The 19,443-nt window shown below is 57.7% G+C and carries 22 protein-coding genes and 1 pseudogene; 17 read left to right on the forward strand and 6 right to left on the reverse strand.

What is annotated here, in order from left to right; genetic code table 11:
* Positions 1 to 13 precede the first annotated feature (13 nt).
* The 12 genes from NHF53_RS21720 (at position 14) to NHF53_RS21775 (ending at position 8,703) form a co-directional block, all read left to right on the forward strand.
* Positions 14 to 358: a type II toxin-antitoxin system RelE/ParE family toxin gene (locus tag NHF53_RS21720; RefSeq protein WP_252836054.1), complete on the forward strand. Its 345-nt coding sequence runs from the start codon at positions 14 to 16 to the stop codon at positions 356 to 358.
* Positions 359 to 361: 3 nt separating this feature from the next.
* Positions 362 to 685 carry a helix-turn-helix domain-containing protein gene (locus tag NHF53_RS21725; RefSeq protein WP_252836055.1) on the forward strand — a complete coding sequence of 108 codons (324 nt, stop codon included), beginning with the start codon at positions 362 to 364 and terminating at the stop codon, positions 683 to 685.
* Between the two features lie 106 nt (positions 686 to 791).
* Positions 792 to 1,061 (forward strand): hypothetical protein, encoded by a 270-nt coding sequence (locus NHF53_RS21730; protein ID WP_252836056.1) that lies wholly within the window; start codon positions 792 to 794, stop codon positions 1,059 to 1,061.
* The gene (hxsB, locus tag NHF53_RS21735) at positions 1,058 to 2,467 is read left to right on the forward strand and encodes a His-Xaa-Ser system radical SAM maturase HxsB (protein WP_252836057.1); all 1,410 of its coding nucleotides are present in this window, start codon (positions 1,058 to 1,060) and stop codon (positions 2,465 to 2,467) included. The genes NHF53_RS21730 and hxsB overlap by 4 nt, the downstream gene beginning before the upstream one ends.
* A complete protein-coding gene (hxsC, locus tag NHF53_RS21740; RefSeq protein WP_252836058.1) occupies positions 2,464 to 3,546 on the forward strand; it encodes a His-Xaa-Ser system radical SAM maturase HxsC in 1,083 nt (360 codons plus the stop codon). Before hxsB ends, hxsC begins: the two co-directional genes overlap by 4 nt.
* The gene (gene hxsA, locus NHF53_RS21745; protein WP_252836059.1) at positions 3,543 to 4,106 is read left to right on the forward strand and encodes a His-Xaa-Ser repeat protein HxsA; all 564 of its coding nucleotides are present in this window, start codon (positions 3,543 to 3,545) and stop codon (positions 4,104 to 4,106) included. The genes hxsC and hxsA overlap by 4 nt, the downstream gene beginning before the upstream one ends.
* Before the next feature lie 76 nt (positions 4,107 to 4,182).
* A complete protein-coding gene (locus NHF53_RS21750) occupies positions 4,183 to 4,476 on the forward strand; it encodes a TIGR03982 family His-Xaa-Ser system protein (RefSeq protein WP_252836060.1) in 294 nt (97 codons plus the stop codon).
* Entirely contained in the window at positions 4,460 to 5,707 is a 1,248-nt protein-coding gene (locus NHF53_RS21755; protein ID WP_252836061.1) for a His-Xaa-Ser system-associated MauG-like protein, read from the forward strand. Before NHF53_RS21750 ends, NHF53_RS21755 begins: the two co-directional genes overlap by 17 nt.
* A 238-nt stretch (positions 5,708 to 5,945) precedes the next feature.
* Positions 5,946 to 6,464 carry a DNA-binding protein gene (locus NHF53_RS21760; protein ID WP_252836062.1) on the forward strand — a complete coding sequence of 173 codons (519 nt, stop codon included), beginning with the start codon at positions 5,946 to 5,948 and terminating at the stop codon, positions 6,462 to 6,464.
* A 308-nt stretch (positions 6,465 to 6,772) separates the two neighbouring features.
* A complete protein-coding gene (locus NHF53_RS21765; RefSeq protein WP_252836063.1) occupies positions 6,773 to 7,027 on the forward strand; it encodes a type II toxin-antitoxin system prevent-host-death family antitoxin in 255 nt (84 codons plus the stop codon).
* On the forward strand, positions 7,024 to 7,446 hold the full coding sequence (locus tag NHF53_RS21770) for a type II toxin-antitoxin system VapC family toxin (protein ID WP_252836064.1): 423 nt from the start codon (positions 7,024 to 7,026) through the stop codon (positions 7,444 to 7,446). Before NHF53_RS21765 ends, NHF53_RS21770 begins: the two co-directional genes overlap by 4 nt.
* Before the next feature lie 111 nt (positions 7,447 to 7,557).
* Complete coding sequence (locus NHF53_RS21775) at positions 7,558 to 8,703, forward strand: tyrosine-type recombinase/integrase (RefSeq protein WP_252836065.1); 1,146 nt, start codon at positions 7,558 to 7,560, stop codon at positions 8,701 to 8,703.
* 147 nt (positions 8,704 to 8,850) lie between these two features.
* Here NHF53_RS21775 and NHF53_RS21780 read toward each other — a convergent pair whose 3' ends face one another.
* Entirely contained in the window at positions 8,851 to 9,030 is a 180-nt protein-coding gene (locus NHF53_RS21780) for a hypothetical protein (RefSeq protein WP_252836066.1), read from the reverse strand.
* A 288-nt stretch (positions 9,031 to 9,318) separates the two neighbouring features.
* On the opposite strand from NHF53_RS21780, the gene NHF53_RS21785 reads away from it, so the two are divergent.
* Entirely contained in the window at positions 9,319 to 10,827 is a 1,509-nt protein-coding gene (locus NHF53_RS21785) for a Fic family protein (protein ID WP_252836067.1), read from the forward strand.
* Here NHF53_RS21785 and NHF53_RS21790 read toward each other — a convergent pair.
* Complete coding sequence (locus tag NHF53_RS21790) at positions 10,802 to 11,017, reverse strand: MarR family transcriptional regulator (protein WP_252836068.1); 216 nt, start codon at positions 11,015 to 11,017, stop codon at positions 10,802 to 10,804. The genes NHF53_RS21785 and NHF53_RS21790 overlap by 26 nt on opposite strands.
* A 133-nt stretch (positions 11,018 to 11,150) precedes the next feature.
* Here NHF53_RS21790 and NHF53_RS21795 point away from each other — a divergent pair.
* Positions 11,151 to 12,261 (forward strand): annotated as a pseudogene (locus NHF53_RS21795) (IS630 family transposase).
* A gap of 879 nt (positions 12,262 to 13,140) precedes the next feature.
* Here the strand turns inward: NHF53_RS21795 and repC are convergent.
* The 4 genes from repC to NHF53_RS21815 form a co-directional block, all read right to left on the reverse strand.
* Positions 13,141 to 14,355 (reverse strand): plasmid replication protein RepC, encoded by a 1,215-nt coding sequence (repC, locus tag NHF53_RS21800; protein WP_252836088.1) that lies wholly within the window; start codon positions 14,353 to 14,355, stop codon positions 13,141 to 13,143.
* Between the two features lie 201 nt (positions 14,356 to 14,556).
* On the reverse strand, positions 14,557 to 15,579 hold the full coding sequence (repB, locus tag NHF53_RS21805) for a plasmid partitioning protein RepB (RefSeq protein ID WP_252836069.1): 1,023 nt from the start codon (positions 15,577 to 15,579) through the stop codon (positions 14,557 to 14,559).
* A complete protein-coding gene (repA, locus tag NHF53_RS21810; RefSeq protein ID WP_252836070.1) occupies positions 15,576 to 16,799 on the reverse strand; it encodes a plasmid partitioning protein RepA in 1,224 nt (407 codons plus the stop codon). The genes repB and repA overlap by 4 nt, the downstream gene beginning before the upstream one ends.
* Positions 16,800 to 17,489: 690 nt before the next feature.
* On the reverse strand, positions 17,490 to 17,858 hold the full coding sequence (locus NHF53_RS21815; protein WP_252836071.1) for a MarR family transcriptional regulator: 369 nt from the start codon (positions 17,856 to 17,858) through the stop codon (positions 17,490 to 17,492).
* Positions 17,859 to 17,950: 92 nt separating this feature from the next.
* On the opposite strand from NHF53_RS21815, the gene NHF53_RS21820 reads away from it, so the two are divergent.
* Genes NHF53_RS21820 through NHF53_RS21830 form a run of 3 tightly spaced genes read left to right on the forward strand, consistent with a single transcriptional unit; the run spans position 17,951 to position 19,443 of the window.
* Entirely contained in the window at positions 17,951 to 18,472 is a 522-nt protein-coding gene (locus tag NHF53_RS21820) for a hypothetical protein (RefSeq protein WP_252836072.1), read from the forward strand.
* Between the two features lie 3 nt (positions 18,473 to 18,475).
* Entirely contained in the window at positions 18,476 to 19,147 is a 672-nt protein-coding gene (locus NHF53_RS21825; protein WP_252836073.1) for a lytic transglycosylase domain-containing protein, read from the forward strand.
* A complete protein-coding gene (locus NHF53_RS21830) occupies positions 19,144 to 19,443 on the forward strand; it encodes a TrbC/VirB2 family protein (protein WP_252836074.1) in 300 nt (99 codons plus the stop codon). The genes NHF53_RS21825 and NHF53_RS21830 overlap by 4 nt, the downstream gene beginning before the upstream one ends.

Genomic DNA, 19,443 nt, shown 5'->3' on the forward strand with positions numbered 1-19,443 from the left:
GCTACATGGCCCGATGTCAGAACGAGGTTTCAAGACAGCGTGGTTCACCAAGGCGGCAAAGAAGGCGCGGCTCTCCGACAATGCCCTAACGAAGGCAATCCGTCAGGTTGCCGTCGGTCAGGCCGCCGATCTCGGCGGAAGCGTCTTCAAGAAGCGGCTCAACGAGCACATACATCGTCCAATCGTTCTGCCAAAGGCCGGAGAGTTCTGGATGTTCGCCTATCTCTTCGCCAAGAAGGATCAGGCGAACATCGAAGACGACGAGCTTCTGGCATTCCGGAAGCTCGCCGATTTCTACCGCCGCAAAACGAATGCCTACCTCGAAGCAGAAGTAGAGACCGGCGCACTGTTGGAGTAGACCGTGGCGACTAAACGGGAGTTCAAGAGCGACGCCTTCAAGGCGATCCATAGTGCGGTCGAAGGCATGTTTGCAGCTGGGACCATCGACAAGGAAACGATGCGGACCTTCGATGAAAATTGCCTTGTTATCCCGCGAGCGCTGACGTCCGCCGAAATCAAGGCGTTGCGCGAGAGCAACCATGTAAGTCAGCCAGTCTTTGCCCGCTATCTCAACACAAGCCCGTCGACGGTTCAGAAATGGGAAACCGGTGCGAAGCGTCCGAGCGGGACGGCGCTAAGACTGCTGTCGTTGGTGCAGAAGTATGGACTGCAGGTGCTCATTTAGAGTAGTCTGCCGAGGAGCTGTTGGACAAGGCTGTAAGGGAACTTTTCTCTTGATAAGGCTCGAGTTGTTGTGACAGGCTTTCTCTACTAGAGGGGGAGAGAATGTGATGGCAGCTTCGGTCGATTCACCGGCGGCAGTCCCGGTAGCCACAGAGTTTCGCCCGCACTTGGAAAAATCCTTGGTCCGGTTTGGGTACATTCGACCCGCCGTTGAGGTGACGATCGCCGAGAACGGCGCGCTCCTCTACATTACTTCTGTCGAAAGCGAACTCGCCAGCGCCATCCGAGACCTCCAACACTGTCTTTACCGGGAGAAAATCTACGCCGAGACTCTCGGACTTCGCGAAGCGCTTATCTATGGCCTGATGGGGAAATGAACGTATTCCCGCTGAAGTTCCGGGAGGTGACCGGCGGAAGTGTCCTGTTTGCCGACGACGCCGGAGGCTTCTTCAAGTCAGATGCTGACTTCTTGGAGCGTTATGCAACAGACCGCCTCCAATCAACGGACTATCGGTTTCTTGAGCGCAACGGTCATGCATTCTCTGAAGTCGGGGACTTGGCATACACCGGGTTTGTCTACCGATGGGCGAACCGCCTCTTTCAACCTGGCGAACTCGACTACGTCATCCTCGTTCCGACGCTTCGATGCAATCTAAACTGCAGCTATTGCCAGGTGAGCCGTGTGAACGAAGGGACGCCCGGTTTCGACTGGACATCCGAGACGCTGGAAGCGGTTCTCGGTTTTCTTAACGGCCTGCCAACGAAGACGTTGAAGGTCGAGTTTCAGGGCGGAGAGCCGCTTCTGGCTCTCAACATCCTGAAGGAGGTGCGAGCCTTCTGCCGGGAGCGTTTTGACAAGGTCGAATTTGTCGTTTGCACCAATCTACAAAGGGTGACCGACGACGCTTGGGAGTTCCTGAGCGACGACGACACATTCATCAGCACATCCGTGGATGCCAACCCTGAAACCCATCAGCGCCAGAGAACAGTGTCCGACGAAAAGACGACCGAATTCTTCGGCAATCTGCGGCGAGCCCTCGACCTCTTCGGCACACCAAAAGTATCGGCGCTGCCGACAATCGATATCTGCAACTTGCCCGATCCGGCGTCGATCATTGAGACGTTCACCGGGTATGGCCTCAACTCGATCTACCTTCGACCCGTCAACTATCAGGGATTTGCCCGTAAGCGGTTCGAGGCAAAAGATGTCTCAGTGCAGTGGAATGCTTATCACGCGGCATTTCTGGAAGCTCTGATCGAGCACAACTGGACCGCGACCGAGCCAGTCGAAGAGTATTACTTCGTTCACTGTCTCCGTCGGGTCGTAAGGTCCGGCCATCACGGCCACGCCGATCTTCGCAATCCAAATATTCTGGGACGGAGCTACATCGTCATCGATCACGACGGAACGTTCTATCCGACAGATGAGGCGCGGATGGTCACCCGGCTGGGGCAGATCGACCTATCGATGGGCAACGTTCGAACCGGTCCCGAAGAGAGCGTAATCGCCACATTAAACGAGGAGGCCTTCAATAACTTCCACCCGGACTGCGTCCACTGCCCGTACCAGGCATATTGCGGTGTCGACCTGGTGGACGACCTTTCGCGATATGGACGCATCGATGTGCCGAAGCACCTGACCGACTTTTGCCAACGGCATACCTATCTGTTCGACAAGGTTTTCGAACTCCTCTACTCGGATGATCCGAAGGCCCAAAAGTCCATCGCTCTTTGGGCTGGCATGCCTCAATTCGATCCCGGCGTCGCCAAGGTTCACCCATGATCGAACTTCGGCTCATCGTTGACCCCTTGCCGATCACCGAGCCGATGGTGCTGCGACTCCAGGATGAGCAGGCACAATCGGAACACGATGCGATATTGATCCACAAGGAAGACGGACGGCGAGAATATGATTACAACGGGTTTTCTCTCGTCGTGCATGCGCCTGAAACCATCGATCTGCAAGGAGACGTGCTGCTTTTTTTGCCGGGCCGGAAAACGGCCCATCGGTTGATCCGAGCTAACTCCCCGCACAACACATTTCTGCTGACGGAGCAGTGCGATCAGCTCTGCGTCATGTGCTCGCAGCCGCCGAAAAAGAACCACAACGATTTCTTTGATCAGTTCGCCCTAGCTGCAACCCTGGCGCCCGCCGGAGCTTACATTGGCCTGTCGGGCGGTGAACCGCTCTTGCACAAGGGCAGACTCTTTGAATTCCTCTCGGTGGTCGCCTCTTCTCGGCCGGATTTGCGATTTCACATTCTGACGAACGGGCAACATTTCAGCACGGATGACGAGAGCTTCCTTACGAACATCGGCAGCGAGCGCATCCTGTGGGGCATCCCGCTCTACGCGCCCGAACGCGAGCTCCATGACCTTATCGTCGGAAAGTCAGGGGCTTTCGAACGACTTCAGCAAAGCTTGGCGTTCCTCGCAAGATCCGGGGCGGCGATCGAACTGCGCACGGTGGTCATGAAGCAGAACTGGGCCGCCCTACCTGCACTTTCCGACTACCTGGCAACGAGGTTGCCGTTCATCCGAAACTGGGCCTTGATGCAGCTTGAGAGCATCGGCTATGGCCGGATGAACTGGGACAAATGTTTCCAGGATACTTCGGTGGATTTCGATACGTTGGCAACAGCCTTGAACCGGTCCATTGCCAGAGGCATCGATGTCAGTCTGTTCAACTTTCCCCTCTGTTCGGTCCCGGAAAATTACCGCCACCTTGCACCCTCGACGATCTCGGACTGGAAACGCAAGTACCTACCGCAATGCAGTGACTGCGGTCTGAGAGCTACTTGTGGTGGCTTTTTCGAGTGGTATAGTCACGAAAAAGGCTTCATGAGGGTGGGGACATCATGAAACGTAAGCTTTTTCTCATTCCGTCACTATTGGCCGCGGGCTTTCTACCGAGCCGTTCAGATGCAATGCAGGTTCCGGGCTTGACTGAGAAAAAAGACCCGCCTTTCACGTTGTTTGAGCGATTTCGACTTCACCACATTTATACGCTAGCAGCCCATCGTTCGCATTCCAGTCACCGATCCCATTCCAGTCACCGGTCCAGTTCGGGCGGCGGCTATATTTACACGCCACCCAGCCGCAATTCGACCAGTACACCACCGTCATCGGTACTTCCGAGCCCCGGTTCGAATGTCTACCAAGCGGTACCTAATTCGTCCTATCCACCTGCGCCTGCCGCGCCGTTGAAGACCTTGCCGGGGAATACGGACAAGTTCCGGCAAATCGCAATTCAGGTTCAGACGGCGCTGACCATTTACGGCTATTATACTGGTACAATCGATGGGAAAATCGGACCGGAATCGAAGGTCGCGATCTCGAAGATGCAAACCGACTACGGTCTGAAGGTCACCGGCACAATTACCCCCGAGTTGCTCGATGCGCTTAAGATCGTCGCAAACTAGCGTTCTCCTTATCCTGGTCTTCGCTCTGGGTGTTGGTACCGGCATTATTAGCCAACCCGCCTGGAAACTGGCTGTGATGAACCTGAATCAGGAGGAGTTTTCCAAACTGACGTTCAAGTGTGACAACGCTATGCGAACGCACTTGATCGCGAAGCAGGCCGTCGTGAATGACCCCTCCGAGCAAACGGTGCGGGCAGTTGAGGCGGCAGAAATCGGCCTCCTGGACTGTCAGGACTACGACCTCAAGCGAAAAGAGCTTTCCAGATGGGGGCTGGCCGAGAACGAAATCAGCGAAATGTCGCTGCGCGCTGTTGAAGAACGCGCAAATGCTCTTCCTGACGTCGTGAAAATCCATGAAATCCGCTACTAGAGCGTTTGTCGCCGCGTTTATTTTTGGGGCGTCGTGCTCACCGTCGATGTCTGAGGGTGGTCTTAGAGATCAGGTGTTACGACAAGCCGCCCTCAAGGCGGGCCTGGTGCCGGCAGCAGCCACACACGTTCCAGTCGATCCAGCTTATGTGGAAGCCGGAAGACTGGTTTTTCAGACGAAGAAGCTGTCTCTCGACCATGAGACGGCTTGTGCGTCCTGTCATGTCGATCGCTTCGGATCATCCGATGGCATCCCGAATGCCGTAGGTACAGGAGGCAGAGGCGAAGGCGTCCAACGTCTCATGGGTGGAGGCGATATCATTCCGCGCAACACCTTGCCATTTTGGGGACGCGGCGGGGTCGGCTTCAATGTCTTCTTCTGGGACGGCAAAGTCGACGCATCCTCGGGAGAGGTTCAAAGTCAGTTTGCCGGTGCTGTCCCATCCGATGATCCGCTGGTGGTTGCCGTTCATCTCCCGCCTGCCGAGATCGGAGAAATGATCACCGATAGTGCCGTGAACGACGCCCTGAAAACAGAAAGTGTTTCGACCGCGGAGGCACTCTATTCCGAGCTGATGGCGCGGCTGATGGATGATCCAGAGATCAGGGAAAAGCTGACGAGCGCCACCGGGAAGGACGTGTCCGACATTGTGTTTCGCGACGCGGCGCTTGCTGTCGCAAGTTTCATTCGCGAGAATTTCAAGGTCCGGTCGACGCGCTTTCATCGGTTCGTATTCGACGGTGAACCCCTTTCCGCAGAGGAACGAAAGGGTGGGCTGATATTTTACGGGAAGGGAGGATGTGCGACCTGCCATAACGGGGCCTATTTCACGGACTTCGATTATCACGCCTTGCCATTCCCCGAGGCCGGATTCGGCAAGAATGGCTTTGGGATCGACTACGGGCGCTTTAACGTCACGCTAAACCCCAGCGATCGCTACAAGTTCAGAACCCCGCCGCTGTTCAATGTCACCAAAACGGCCCCTTATTCACACTCCGGTTCGGTCAGCACCGTAGCCGATGCCATCCGAATTCATGTCGATCCGTTGGCGGTATATGACCCGCGAAAGTTTACTGATGTCCAACGCGCAGAATACTATCACGCCTTGAAGGTTTGGTCCCGGGAGCCTCTTGCCGGGATCGCTTTAGACGATGATGAGATCAAAGCGCTCATCGCGTTCCTGGCAACGCTGACTTATGATAGCCCTCTGCCTGTCCTCGAGAGGGATTGAATAAGGTTCCAGAGTGTCCATGGCCAAGCTGAAAGGCGGGAGGTTATCAGCCTAGAATGCGGCCATTATGGGAACCGCCCCCGGGGATAGCTCATGGCATCGCGGTTCGCGATCCAACGTTGTGGGACCTACGGTCCCTGTACAAGTCACGCCCCGCTCGGTGGATTGCCGCCGCATGAATTGACGTGCCTCGCGACCCATATCCTGAAGCAGACCGGCTCCTGGGAGCATGCGAGCTATGCAATCCGACCTTTCAGTTATTGCAGTTACGGATGATGCGCACTATATTGGCGATCAAGGAGACATCGCCATGGCCAGCCAGATCGTTCATTTCGCCGGATTGTCGGATCGTGACCGCAAGACAGCCTCGCCGTTGCCGAAGTTAGCTGCCGGCGACAGATTGGAACTTCATGTTCGTCATGCAGGTGGCCGGGAACAGATGCTCTCGATTCCGCCCTCTGCCACTGCGGCTGTCGAAGCGCTTCTGGCGCATATGCTGCGCGGCGAACGCGTCGCCGTACTGGCCGAAGATCAGGAACTAAGCCCGACCGATGCATCCGCGATCCTTGGCATCTCGCGTCCACTCGTCGTCCTGCGCATGGATCGGGGCGACCTGCCATTCCGCTATGTGGGCAAACACCGCCGCGCCCTCTTGAAGGACGTGCTCGCGCTGAAGTCGAGGCTCGACACCCGACAGGCTGCAATGGACACGCTAGCCGACGATACCGAGGATCTGATCCAGTCCCATCGCCTCTAACCCGCCCGTCGCGGTCTACGACGCCTGCGCCCTCTATCCGTTTCGTCTGCGCAACGTCCTAATCCAGGGCGCCTTCGACGACCTCGTCGAGGCACGCTGGACCGACGACATCCATGATGAGTGGATGGTAAGCGTCCGGTGAGGCAGCTTCGCGCTGATGCCTGCCTTTCTACTTTGCCGAAACGGCTCGACCGCGCTGCATGGACCACCTCGCCCCCATTCTCCCGCTTCGGACATTTCGTCCCCCGAAACTTGTCGTGGTCGGCAAATGTGCTATATGTAGTTACGTACCTACATCGGAGTGCGCGATGACCGTCACAACACTTTCGAGCCGCGAGCTCAACCATGATGTCAGCAGCGCCAAGAAGGCGGCACAGAGCGGACCTGTGATCATCACGGATCGCGGCAGGCCATCGCATGTCCTGATGACCTATGAGGAGTTCGAGCGCCTTTCTGGAACCCGTCGCAGCCTTGCCGCTGCTCTTTCGATGCCGGGTCTGTCCGACATTGAGTTTGCGCCCGCACGGATCGCCATCAAACCTCGCGAGGTCGACCTGTCTTGACTTTCCTCCTGGATACCAATGTCATCTCCGAGCTTCGCAAGATCGGAGACGGCAAGGCTGATCCCAACGTCGTGGCCTGGATCGAAGCGGAGGACGCAATCCGGTTCTACATCTCGGCGATTACCATTCTCGAGCTGGAACGGGGAGTGCTTGGCGTGCAGCGTCGGGACGCGAGCCAAGGTGCACGCTTGCGGTCATGGCTTGACGATCATGTCCGGCCCGAATTTGCCGGGCGTATCTTGCCGATCGACGACGCCGTCGCCACCCGTTGCGCACATTTGCACGTTCCCGACCGACGCAACGAAGCCGATGCGCTGATCGCCGCCACGGCGCTGGTTCGTAACCTGACGGTCGTTACACGCAACGTGAAGGACTTCGAAGGAACCGGCGTAATTGTCGTTGATCCCTGGCTGGCCTGAATCGGCGATGAGCGCTTTGTCTGGAGTTTTGGCGCCAAACCGCACCGCCCGTCTTCGACATAAAATGACTGATAAGATTGCCTTATCGTTCGTTTCGTTCATTATAGAGAAATGACCCGAATCGTCGACGAAAACAGCGAAATTCACGCTCAGGAACACGCAGCGCCGTCTGACGGCACGGCGGTTTCCGCTGATGTTTCCGCGGTCGAGGTTCCGTCCGGCCTCCCCTCCTCTCTTCCGGATACCAGCGCCCAGGTTCCGGTGCATCTGCAGGACCTTACCGATCGTGCCCGCACCTACGTCGAGGCCGCCAGCTCCGCCAACACCCGCAAAGCCTACGCCGCCGACTGGAAGCACTTTTCCGCCTGGTGTCGACGACAGGGCCTCTCTCCCCTCCCCCCGGATCCGGAGATCGTCGGTCTCTATATCACTGCCTGCGCCTCTGGCAGTGCCGCTGGCACGCCTGCGCGCGGTGGCAAACCGAACAGCGTCTCGACCATTGAGCGCCGCCTCGCCGCAATCGGCTGGAATTGTGCCCAACGTGGCATGCCACTCGACCGCAAAAACCGGGCGATTGCCACGGTAATGGCGGGTATCCGCAACAAGCACGCCGCCCCGCCCCGTCAGAAGGAAGCCATCCTCCCCGAAGATCTGATCGCCATGCTGGAGACACTCGAGCGCGGTTCGCTGCGCGGAATCAGGGACCGTGCCATGCTCCTCATCGGCTTTGCCGGTGGTCTGCGCCGCTCCGAAATCACGGGCCTAGACCTTGGCCGTGACCAGACGGAGGACGGCCGCGGCTGGATCGAAATTCTCGACAAGGGTTTGGTGGTGACGCTGCGCGGCAAGACTGGCTGGCGTGAGGTGGAGATCGGTCGCGGGTCTTCCGACGCCACCTGCCCGGTCGTCGCCGTCGAAACCTGGATCAAGTTCGCCAAGCTCGCGAAAGGCCCCCTCTTCCGCCGGGTAACCGGCCGGGGCAAAGATGTCGGGCCGGATCGGCTCAACGACCAGGAGGTGGCGCGCCTCGTCAAGAAGACGGCTCTGGCAGCAGGTGTGCACGGTGATCTTCCCGAGATCGAGCGGGGACTGAAGTTTGCCGGCCATTCGCTGCGCGCGGGCCTTGCCTCCTCGGCCGAGGTCGATGAACGGTATGTCCAGAAGCAACTCGGCCATGCCAGCGCCGAAATGACTCGCCGCTACCAGCGCCGGCGCGATCGCTTCCGCGTCAACTTGACGAAAGCGGCTGGGCTTTGAGCCTCCCCTCCCCCGCCGACGCCCCGCTCAAGACTTTGAAGCGCGTCGGGCAGGCTCCGCGATGCTGGATAGATCGACCTTCTTGCCCGCGACGTTCGCGACGATTTTCAACGTGCCGTCGAGGGATTCGACATGGTCGCGAAGCGGCTACAGCTTCATGTCGACGCGCTTCCCCAGTCTTGAGACGTTGGTCTGCTTGAACCCGGTCGCAGCAGAAACGTCTTCTTGCGTCCGTCGGACAAGCGTCCGCAATTCTTGCAGATTGTGCGCCGTGACAATCTGGTCGGTACGCTTCGCAATGGCGCGCTGTTCATCCTCAGGCAGCATCTGTATCGGCTAGGATCATCCATGTTCTCGAACTCGCTCAGATACTCGTCGTACCGTTTGTCCGCCAGATCGATCAGTCGTTTAGATGAAGAGTTTTTGGCTCACAGGGCTCTTCAGAATCAATTTTCGTAGACATGACCTCAATGTCATCGAAGTTCATTGCCCCTAACCGAATTTCATGAGAACGTCGCTGAGAGACTAATTTTCAGACGCGGATATCAGGATTCATGGAGCATGGACAAATAAAAGCCGTTTTCAGGCGCCGTCAGCATTTTTCACGGCCGGTGGATGCCGGAAGCCGCCATCCCTGTCGGCTATGCGGCCCTGATCGATGCCTTCGAATTATCGGCGCCTGTGCCAATCACCCTGTCAGCGATCGGTCCACGCCACAAAGTCTATCAGGCCCGAGGATGGAACATTTACACCCCGCGCCACCAGCCGGACAATGACCTTGCCGGACACCTGACCTTCGCGCTGCGCTATGAAGGACTGGATCTTGCGGTTCTGAAAGCCCTGTTTCTGGAAACAGGTCCTGTACCGGTCACAAACATGGTGCGCGCGGCGCCTACTGGTGCATATGCGCGGCGACTGTGGTTTCTCTACGAATGGCTGCTCGATACACGGCTCGATCTGCCCGACGCGGCACAGGGCTCCTATGCCCTTGTCGTCGATCCCGAGCGGCAATTCGCGGTGAGCGGAACGAGTACGACAAGACATCGGGTGAAGAACAATTTGCCCGGCACACCAGCCTTCTGCCCGATGATCTTCCGCACGCCCGCACTCGATGCGTTCGTTGCGCGCGGACTTGGTGACGAAGCGCAGAAGTTGATCGCCGAAGTGCCGGCGGACTTGCTTGCACGCACCGCTGCATTCCTGCTGCATAGGGACTCACGCTCGAGCTTCCAGATCGACGGAGAAGATCCGCCGCAAGATCGCATCCAGCGCTGGGGCCAGATAATCGGCGAAGCCGGCCGTCGGCCGATAGACCGCTCCGAACTTGAGCGGCTGCAGCGCATTGTCATCGGCGACGCGCGCTTCGTTCATCTCGGCCTGCGCGTCGAGGGCGGCCTCATCGGCGAGCATGATCGCGTGACGGGCGCACCAATCCCCGATCATGTCAGCGCCCGACATGAAGATCTGCCCTCGCTGATCGACGGCCTGACCTCTTTCGACAGCGGCGCGGCACAACGCCTCGATCCTGTCCTCGCCGCCGCGGCTCTCGCCTTCGGCTTCGTCTACATCCACCCTTTCGAGGACGGAAACGGTCGATTGCACCGCTATCTGATCCATCATGTTCTCGCCGAGCGCGGGTTCAACCCTCCCGGTCTGGTCTTTCCGGTCTCGTCAGTCATCCTGGACCGCATCGATGCCTATCGAACCATATTGGAAAGCTACTCACGCCGCCTTTTGCCGCTGGTTCGCTGGCAATCAACGGATCGTGGGAATGTCGTGGTGCTGAATGACACCGCAGACTTCTACCGCTACTTCGACGCGACGCCGCACGCCGAGTTCCTGTTCGAATGCGTAGCCCGGACGATCGATGTGGATCTGCCGGCCGAGACGGCATTCCTGCGGATCTATGACGCATTCAAGAGCGAAGTGCAGCAGATGGTCGACATGCCCGATCGACTGCTGGACCTCCTGTTCCGCTTCCTACGCCAGAACGAAGGGCGACTGTCAAAGCGGGCTCGCGACAAGGAGTTTTCGGCGCTCAGCGACGCAGAGGCCGCTCGGATTGAGACAATTTACGCCGAAATCCGACGAGGCCCAACTAGTAGCTCTGCACAGAGGATTTGACGATTTCGCTGGGTCGTAGCCTGGGCAGGATATCTGGCTCGATGAGCAGTTCAATGGTACGCGCGATACCCGGTTGCCTGCGGATCAGTTGGGCGCGCTCGAGCGTGAGCACCATGTGGTGGACAGAAGGCACAGTGACGCCAAAGAAGCGCTGCACATCGCGTTCGGCCAGCGAGTGCCCGTTGAACAAGCCGCAATTCCACATGAAGACGAGATACTGGCCCTGCTTCTCGGTGAAGAGGGGCGGTCTGGCGGCCGTCAGTCAAGTAATTGATTCATTTTTCGACTCTTCCGGAGCCTCAGTAGCCTAGGGAGGCATCGGGATGAATCTACGTTATCTCGTTGATGTCGACCAACCCGAGCGCGATGAGCTCACAGCGCTGCTGCGCGGCGGGAAGCATCCGGCGCGCAAGCTCAAGCCGGCCCGAATCCTGCTTGCGACCACTTCTGGCCAGAGCGACGACGGTGTTGGTCAGTGGCTCCACGGTTTACCGCACCAAGCACCGCTTCGCGGAGATGGGTCTGGAGGCGGCGCTCTGCGAGGGGCCTCGCCCTGGTGCAGAGCGAAGCTGACCGATAAGGACGAAGCCCTGGTGGTGCCACCGCCTGCTCCAGCCCGCCGCCGGGCTGCACCCGTTGGACGCTGGAGCTACTGGCAGACGCGTTCGTCAAACTGACCCGGCACGAACAGCTGTCGCGCGAGACGGTGCGCCGCCGTCTGGCCGAGAACGATCTCAAGCCGCGACGCAAGGACATGTGGTGCATTCCCAACACCGACGCAGAGTATGTCGCACGCATGGAGGCTGTGCTCGACCTATATGCCGAGCCCCCCGACTCGGCGCGGCCGGTGGTGAGCTTCGGCGAACGCCCTACCCAACTCATCTGCGAGGTGCGCCAACCAATCCCGCCAGCGCGGTCTCGGTTGGAACGAGACAACTGCGAGTACAAACGAAATGGCGCTGCTAACCTGTTCGTCTTCCTCGACGCGCATCGCCCCTGGCGCCGGGTGAATGTCACCAATCGGCGTGCAGCAGAAGACTTCACCCAATGCACGCGCGACCTCATCTACCTCCATTGCCCCAAGGCCGAGCGCATCCGCGCGTCCTCGATAGTCTCTCCGCCCACTCGGTCGCTGCGCTCTATCAGTCTCTGCCGGCTTCAGAGGCGTGACGCGTCAGCTGTCGGCTGGAGTTCCACTACACCCACAAGCATACCAGCTGGCTCAACATGGTCGAAATCGAGATCGGTGCCCTAAGTGGCCAATGCCTTGACCGTCGAATCCCAAGTCGTGACCACCTCATAGACGAGTTGACCGCATGGGAACGCCGACGCAACGCAAGCGGCGCCCGCATCAACTGGATGCTCTCCAGCGAACAGACCCGCGTCGAACTCGCCAAAGCCTACCCAAAACCGAGTACACTCAAAGAGTCATAATCTCTGTGCAGAGGTACTAGCTCAACGCCGCCCAGCACGCCTGCTGCCTGAAGTAGGCGAGGGCAGCGCGAGGAGCGAACATCATTGTATCGATAGGTGATGAGCCACGATCTAGCTCTTTCGATGAGAGACCCCATCGAGGCCAGTTGTTGATCGACACTGATCTCCAAGATCCGGAACAAGAACAGCGTCATCCGGATACTAGCCTCTGCATACTCCTCAACGAGGCCATCAGCGACTGCTCGCGTGTCGAGTTTGGCATCGGGCGTGTCTTGACCATCATTGAGATCGAGGGCTTCCGTTCGGCAGCTAGGTCTGGCCGAGAGTATGGGCCTCCTGGTCTGACTGGCTGTCTGGTCATTCTGGACAGCGCGATCCCCGTATCCTGCTTGGAGGTCGCTTGGCGAGCTTCTTGCCGGGCGCGTGCACCTGGTTATCGGCCGAGCAAGTCCTACAGTTATCCGATAGCCGCGTCGGTACCGGGGTTGCATTTCTTTGTGTGGCTTGGCCAGGTTCGCGGTGGAGGTCTCGTTCAACCTGGCGATGTCCGGCCGGAAATAGGTATCGCGCACTGTTTTACCGCTGGGTATCCCCGGCATACTTGGATAAGGTGTGGAGCACGTATCGCCCGAACGTCTCACCATCGCGCGCAGACATCCTCTCGCTTTACCGGAGATGCTCGGGAGTACTCAGCGCCCTTCCAGAGACCTCCACTCAGGGCGCGCAGTTGAAATGCTTAGAGTTTCCGTTGACACGGATGATACCTGCTATTGGTCCTGCTACCCTGAAGTGCCTTGCCGGATTTGATGGTTTGCGGGGAGCTATCGAATTAGCCGAAAACCCTGACAGCTGTCAGGGTTTTACCGTCTCGGCTTCTAATCATCCAACCTGTTCATCGCCTAATCCTCGCGCTCTCAGAAGTGCCATGAGAACCGGACCTAACGAAAACTCGCCGCGCGCCGCTCTGCGCGTCAAATCTCGAAGATACGCGCCCGGCGAGTTGATGTGTCCTCCGCGTTCCAGGATGCACGCGACCGCAACCGCTGCGTTCTCAGGGCCCATCACTTCACAAGCCTCTTGATAGGCTGATGGGCTAACTCCAAGCATCGAACGAACCACGACAGCCGCAGTCATCATCTCACTCCAGTTACCGATGCTACCACTTCGTCCATACATCATCATCTCTGGGCAGGCTCGCAGCACCATACCTAGTGGGAAGCTACGTATCTGCTCTCTCTTCGATCCATTGTTGCTCACCAATTTCACCCCTTGCCCATCTTCTTGGGCAGGTTCAGATTCATTGATGGATTCGGATTTTGAATTCTGTTTGTGGCGCTCATTATGGGCAGCATTGGTGGTCGTTTTTTGGCTATTTTCCTGAAGTTTCAAGTCGTTAACCACTTTCTCCAGAAGCTGCTCCATCTCACTTAGTATTAACTCGACGTCGGTAAGTGTCGGCGATCTCGGAATTCTGCTTACCAAGCCGACGTACATCCCCTCAACAGCTTCCCAGTCCCCCGGAGCTCCCTCCTCGACAGCAGCTGAAATGAGTTTGCGGACGTGGCGACGACAAATCGTGAGAGCCTCCTTGGCTTGACGAAATGCCGCTCGGTCCGCGACCACCTGCTGTGCCATGCTCGCCAGTTCTTCAGCGCGAAGAAGAAGGGGAGAAATATCAAAGCCGAATGCGCTCTCGATTGCGCCAACCTTATCCTTCCTCGCGTAACGCTTGCCATTGGCACTGTCCCTACGGAAAATTAAACCGGCATCGACGAGTAGCGCGAGGTGCCTACGAAGAGTCGCTCCTGCAATGCCATGCGCCCGCAGAGACAACTGCACGTTGGAGGGAAATACCACGAGTTGTGAATCTTGGCGCAATTCATTCTCAGGGTAGAACGTAAGCAGTGCGTCAAGCACCGCCAGGCTGCGGTCCTGCAAACCAAGTAGCTCACGCGCTTCCGCAATATCCCGAAAGACTTTCCACTTCTCAGCCGACTTTCCGCGTGCAATTTCAGTTGTCGCGATCTGCCGCTGCACCAAGGCAAGGGTTATTGGCCGCCTCCCGAAGGGAGTCGATACACTTCCACTCTGCATCTTCATTTACCTTCAAAAAGGCAAAAGAAATCAGGCCGCCAAAAAATGGCGTCAAAACCCTTGACTAGGATTCATGGAAGTGCGATTCTCAAGTTGCTAATCAGAGAGAGGCTTCCACGACGGCAACGTTTGGGGGCCTTTTTCTTTTGCTACGTTTCCTTTTCACGATCGGTTTAGAAACCCTGACAAATGGCGGGGCTGTTAGTGTCCTCGCTGTCGGACGAACCGCTCAGCGAGAACGGGGAGTTCCGCCTCGATAAACTTCAAGAAATCAGTTCCAAGCGGTCCCTCGGCGGAAATTCGAACCTCTCTCGGTGAGGACACCAAAGCGCCAAGTCTTGTGCCGCTGCCATCCGAAATGGATGTTGGCTGTACCTCCGCCTTCGCAGAGGGCTTGATGGCGTTAAGGATACGCTGAAATCTCTGGTCGGAAGTTTCAGCGCCTTGGTCTCCACGGTTCAACGCTGTACGAATGGACGCAAGTGAATTCGGGTCAGCCGCAACCGCCTTCGCAAGATCAAGCCACCTCGGCCGACCAATTTTGGGCGCCCTCCCAATGGCTTCGATGATATCCGCCGGAAGCGTCCGATAGACACTCCGCATTCGCGCCAACTCGGCGTCCTCAATGGAAAGCGCTGCGTAAATATGTCGAGGCTTAATCCCCGCATCGTCCATGCGCGACGCAAACAATGCACGTTCGATCCACGTCAGGTCTTGACGGCTGGCGTTTTCGATACCCTGAGCCAGGACCAGATCGAGATCGGAGATCTCCACTTCCAAGGCCCGCACGGGCACGCCGAGCTGCTTTGCGGCGAGCCACCGCCGATGCCCGTACACGATCTGGTATCGGCCAGGTGAGGTTGGATGTTTGCGCACCTGAACGGGAACCTTCTGGCCCTCCGTCTCAATCGATCGCTTGAAGGCCTCGAAATCCGTGGCGTCATCGTCTGGCAGTCTGTCGGGAAAGGGGGAGGGATCGATGAAGGAGGTGTCCAACTCGCGAACGACACCGCCACCCGACTCGAGAAGAGCCCTCAATTGATCTCGCTCTGATCGGATGTCATCGATCGCACGGTGAGCCGCACCAATAACACCAGCCCCGACGCGGGCTCCAGAGGGCGGAACAGGAGCCGCAGTCTGATCGTCGGTCGCCAACTTGCTCTCGAGTTCGGCGGAAAGAAGGCCGAAACTTGCGACAATCGATTTGCGAGACGATTTGCTCATGTCCGCCCCCAGCTATCGTTGAGAAGACGGACAATCGCGTCGTTTACCGCGTCAACCGCCTCACGCGCGCGCCTGTGAGTGTCGCGCCCGATTTGTCCGATTTCAAGTTCGTATATCGAACGCTTCGCCAAACCAGCCGCCTCAACAGCCGTGCTCTCGATCGCGGTCGGCAACAACACATCGGACCCAAACAAATGGCGAAGCATCGCAACGACCTGCGACTGAGGTGCGTCATTCGGGTCGTGCCGCGTAACTAGATAGCGAATGAAGTCTTGATCCAACTTCGCACCGCTCTCATTCAGAACGCTGATCAAGTCGCCCATCATGAGCAAGAACTGACTCATCGACGCAACGTCGAGCATCGCCGGGTGGACCGTGATGATCATACTGGTCGCCGCGTATATGGCGCTCAGCGTCAGAAAACCAAGCGACGGCGGAGTATCCAGGATCACCACATCATAGTCCGCGTCGACCTCGGCAAGGACAAGCTTCAGTCGCTCAAAGAAGATCGCTCCAGAGCTAGACTTGCTCGCCAAAATACGTGGCGTCTCGTGCTCATATTCCATGACTTCCAAGTTGCCAGGAATCAGGTCGATGCCATCGAAATATGTCTTGCGGATAATATCACGCACCGAACGGCGTTCAGCCTCGTCGTAACGCAGAGCGGCATAGATCGTTTCATTCGCTCCAACGTCGACCTCTGGCTGGGCCCCAAACAGAGCCGACAAGGAGGCCTGTGGATCCAGATCCAGCGTGAGAACACGATAACCCTGAAGAGCGAGATAGTGAGCAAGGTGAACGCAGGTCGTCGTTTTTGCGCTGCCGCCTTTGAAGTTGGCGACTGCAAGAATCTGCAGATGTTCGCCAGCCCGCCGGCGGGGCAGGAAGCGCAAGGCATCGACCGGCTTCTGCTTTGCAAATAGCTCCCGCAGTTCGTTGATCTGCGCCAGAGTGTAGACGCGGTGATTGTTCTCCAGGCGGCTCGGTATCGGCCCGCGTCCTTCTGTCGACATGAGCTTGAGGGTCGAGTCGGGTATCGACGTCAGCTTCGACACTTCATTGGTCAAGAACGGACGCAACGTCTTTTCCGATTTCGGCGGATACATGCGAGTTCTGAGCTGCTGCAATTGACCCGACAGAAGCCCTGCATGGCGCGTGATCTTGCTACCAGCATCTTCTTTCGAGCCAACAACTGAATCTACTCGGTGCGCTATCGCCATCTGTTCCTCTTGGCGGCATTTCGCCGGTTTGCCGGCCTCTGTCCGCCAAAGATAGAACACGATTCTCCTGAAGCGTCCAGAAGTATAGGCTTAACAAGCGGTTAACACCAAGAAACAAGCTGCATCGCATAATGCTGTTTTTCCCTGTCAATTCAGCTTATTAGGAAACTTCCTCCATCTCCCTCCACATGTGCTGATCTCCTGTGAATTCAGCACTGCCATCCTAGAACGGGGAGCTCCTAACGATACGAGCACCCGACTCACGACAGCTGTTCTTCTCGGCTTCGATAGCCGCATTGTGCACTTCGCCCGCAATCACGAACGACGGAAAGCCACAGCCTACGCCTGCTTCAGGCACGGCTCTCGTCGAGTTTGCGGCAGCGAAAGATGCGGACTTGGCAGCTGCAAGTCAGGCGATCAGATCGCCACGTGGCCGAAAGGGGCGGTCGTTCCATAAGCCTGCAGCCCCGCAGCAACCCAACAGACGTCCCGACGGCTATCGGCCGCAACGCCGCCAAAACCTACGGATCAGGGCTACTTTGCCTTGGACCCGGTGATGTTCAACACGCACCGAACGCGAATATCCTATGGGAGGAGATTGCCAAAGACGGGCGATCGCTACGCCCTCTCGTGCGTTCGCGCCCCGATCTCGCAGATCCTTCCCAAAACGTTACCATCAGATATCCGACACTATGTACTTACTGTCCTCTGCCGAGAGTTCGACCTCAATCGCTCGAAAACCTCCGGAGGAAACTCGAATTGTCTCGCAGTCCCGCGACCCATCGAGTTTTTCACAAGCGTCTCTCTGAGTATTCCTCGAGCGACGAGTGGGTCAATCGAGTCCAGTACCGCATTGCGGGTCAGGCCGGTGACTTTAGCCAGATTCGAGAGCGTTAGCCTTTCGTGATTCTGATGCATCATGTAGAGCACCGTCATCATTCCAAGCTGTTTTAGTCGTGATTGAGGAGTCTCTCCCTCGACCGGTCTATCGAGGATTTCCTGCAAGGCGTAGGCCGCAAATAGCTGGCTTTGCCAGTGTCCGTTCAGTGCGCTTGTCATTTGTTATACTGTCAGATATATGATAGAAAAACGGATCCGCATAGTCGCTGGTTAGAGGCCCCGCGGAATCGCGTCGATGAAGGTTGGCGGTCATGAACACGTCTCTCGAACGAATATCCATCGCTTTGATCAGCTTAACGTCTATTTGCGTTGCTTACGACAGCAAAGTACGTGCAGACGATTGGGGATGTCAGGTAATCCTGTGCCTTTCCAATCCCGGCGGTCCGACGCAATACGCCGAATGCCGTCCACCGATCGAAAAGCTGTGGCGCGAACTTGCGGAAGGCCGGCCATTTCCGAGCTGCAGCGGCGTGGGATTCCATGCATCTCAGTCGGGATATGAGCCCTACTATTGCGACGAGGGCTACCGGCTGACATTTCGCTACGGCGACCGTGGACGGGAGGCGATCTGTGTCTCGACCACCCCGCGGACTGTCCCACACAATGAATGTTACGCCGACCGAGATGGTGCGGAGTTCTTTACCGGACAGCATAGGAATGGCGGGGAGCGTCCATGCCGGCGCTACGTGACCACGCGGCCGAACGTCCGCCCGCAACCCCATTATGTCGACGTGACGATCGACGGCGTCGGCAAACAAAGGGTGTGGTACTGAGCCATGCCTGTTGCTTTCCTCGATCTGACTCAAGCTTGCGCACCCATAGTTGCGGCCGAGACACTCGCGGGCGTTGTCAGCCTTGAAAGCCAATTCGAGCCATTCGCCATTCGCATCAATAGCGGAGCACCGCTCGCCAAGCAGCCGAAGTCAAAGGCTGAGGCGATCGAGGTTGCGACGACACTCGCGGCAGAGCGGCGCGATATTCAACTCGGTCTCGGCGCGGTAGGCATGGAGGAGCTTCGGAAGCTGAAGCTCTCGATCGCCGATGCGTTCGATCCGTGTGTGAACCTTCAAGCCACCGCGACGCTACTCGACGGATATTACCGGCTCGCGGTGAAGGCTGGCGCGGATCCGAGCCAAGCCGAGCGGATCATGCTGCAATCCTACTACGGCCGGGACGATCCCTCCGTCGGAGCCATAGTCCAATACGACGAGCAAGTCCGCGAAGAAGTGACACGGCTCGGCAAAACCCTTGCGACTGTCGTGATCGGAGATGGGGGACAGGGGAGGGGGCTCACCGAAGCTAGCACTGTCGATGTGGCGGGTGCGGAGGCGAGGGGCGACCGGCCTGTCGACGAGACGGCAGCGGCGCCGTCGTGGGATGTTTTCAGTTCGCGACGGAAATCTTCCGTCCTCGTGTTTCAGGACAGTCAAATGGAGCAGAGTGAATGACCTTCAGTCCCCGTATCCGCCCGATCGCCGCATCCGCTGTCATGGCAGCGGCCATCGTGGCCACCATGGTCGAGCCCGCCTTCGCGCAGGCCGCCGGCATCGAAACCGTGTTGCAGAACATCGTCGATATTCTGACCGGCAACATCGCCAAGCTGCTGGCGGTCATCGCGGTGATCGTGATCTGCATCGCCTGGATGTTCGGCTACATGGATCTGAGACGGGCAGGATTCTGGATCATCGGCATCGGCGGCATCTTCGGCGCCACCGAACTCGTCAACACTATCGTCGGAAGCTGA

Source organism: Ciceribacter sp. RN22, from assembly GCF_024054295.1.
In the GTDB taxonomy this organism is placed as follows: Bacteria; Pseudomonadota; Alphaproteobacteria; order Rhizobiales; family Rhizobiaceae; genus Allorhizobium; species Allorhizobium lividum.

Excerpts from the sequence above, each read along its gene's own strand:
- repC (WP_252836088.1), bottom strand. The coding sequence starts at position 14,355 with ATGCAGAGTGGAAGTGTATCGACTCCCTTCGGGAGGCGGCCAATAACC.
- NHF53_RS21815 (WP_252836071.1), bottom strand. The coding sequence starts at position 17,858 with ATGACAAGCGCACTGAACGGACACTGGCAAAGCCAGCTATTTGCGGCC.
- NHF53_RS21775 (WP_252836065.1), top strand. The coding sequence starts at position 7,558 with ATGACCCGAATCGTCGACGAAAACAGCGAAATTCACGCTCAGGAACAC.
- NHF53_RS21730 (WP_252836056.1), top strand. The coding sequence starts at position 792 with ATGGCAGCTTCGGTCGATTCACCGGCGGCAGTCCCGGTAGCCACAGAG.
- hxsB (WP_252836057.1), top strand. The coding sequence starts at position 1,058 with ATGAACGTATTCCCGCTGAAGTTCCGGGAGGTGACCGGCGGAAGTGTC.
- repB (WP_252836069.1), bottom strand. The coding sequence starts at position 15,579 with ATGAGCAAATCGTCTCGCAAATCGATTGTCGCAAGTTTCGGCCTTCTT.
- NHF53_RS21755 (WP_252836061.1), top strand. The coding sequence starts at position 4,460 with ATGAAATCCGCTACTAGAGCGTTTGTCGCCGCGTTTATTTTTGGGGCG.
- NHF53_RS21760 (WP_252836062.1), top strand. The coding sequence starts at position 5,946 with ATGCAATCCGACCTTTCAGTTATTGCAGTTACGGATGATGCGCACTAT.
- NHF53_RS21780 (WP_252836066.1), bottom strand. The coding sequence starts at position 9,030 with ATGCTGCCTGAGGATGAACAGCGCGCCATTGCGAAGCGTACCGACCAG.
- NHF53_RS21750 (WP_252836060.1), top strand. The coding sequence starts at position 4,183 with ATGAACCTGAATCAGGAGGAGTTTTCCAAACTGACGTTCAAGTGTGAC.
- NHF53_RS21785 (WP_252836067.1), top strand. The coding sequence starts at position 9,319 with ATGCCGGAAGCCGCCATCCCTGTCGGCTATGCGGCCCTGATCGATGCC.
- NHF53_RS21830 (WP_252836074.1), top strand. The coding sequence starts at position 19,144 with ATGACCTTCAGTCCCCGTATCCGCCCGATCGCCGCATCCGCTGTCATG.
- hxsA (WP_252836059.1), top strand. The coding sequence starts at position 3,543 with ATGAAACGTAAGCTTTTTCTCATTCCGTCACTATTGGCCGCGGGCTTT.
- NHF53_RS21825 (WP_252836073.1), top strand. The coding sequence starts at position 18,476 with ATGCCTGTTGCTTTCCTCGATCTGACTCAAGCTTGCGCACCCATAGTT.
- NHF53_RS21820 (WP_252836072.1), top strand. The coding sequence starts at position 17,951 with ATGAACACGTCTCTCGAACGAATATCCATCGCTTTGATCAGCTTAACG.
- NHF53_RS21765 (WP_252836063.1), top strand. The coding sequence starts at position 6,773 with ATGACCGTCACAACACTTTCGAGCCGCGAGCTCAACCATGATGTCAGC.
- NHF53_RS21720 (WP_252836054.1), top strand. The coding sequence starts at position 14 with ATGTCAGAACGAGGTTTCAAGACAGCGTGGTTCACCAAGGCGGCAAAG.
- repA (WP_252836070.1), bottom strand. The coding sequence starts at position 16,799 with ATGGCGATAGCGCACCGAGTAGATTCAGTTGTTGGCTCGAAAGAAGAT.
- hxsC (WP_252836058.1), top strand. The coding sequence starts at position 2,464 with ATGATCGAACTTCGGCTCATCGTTGACCCCTTGCCGATCACCGAGCCG.